1 protein-coding gene is annotated in these 286 nt (G+C 67.1%); it reads right to left on the minus strand.

What is annotated here, in order from left to right; genetic code table 11:
• Positions 1-286, minus strand: a 286-nt coding sequence (locus tag ASE61_RS27110) for an FtsK/SpoIIIE domain-containing protein (RefSeq protein WP_274532855.1), incomplete at both ends; no start/stop codon positions are given.

A 286-nucleotide genomic window follows, 5' to 3' on the forward strand; every position in this document is an offset into this window, starting at 1 on the left:
ACACGGGTGATGCGCCCGCCGCCGGCCATGTAGAGCATGTCGCCCTGGCCGAGCAGCTGCTCGGCGCCCATTTCGCCGAGGATCGTGCGCGAGTCGATCTTCGACGTCACCTGGAAGGAGATGCGGGTCGGGAAGTTCGCCTTGATCGTGCCGGTGATGACGTCGACCGAGGGACGCTGGGTCGCGAGCACGACATGGATGCCGGCGGCACGCGCCATCTGGGCGAGGCGCTGGATCGTGCCCTCGATCTCCTTGCCGGCGACCATCATCAGGTCGGCCATCTCGT

Source organism: Allobosea sp. Root670 (genome assembly GCF_001429415.1).
GTDB classification, from domain to species: Bacteria; Pseudomonadota; Alphaproteobacteria; order Rhizobiales; family Beijerinckiaceae; genus Allobosea; species Allobosea robiniae.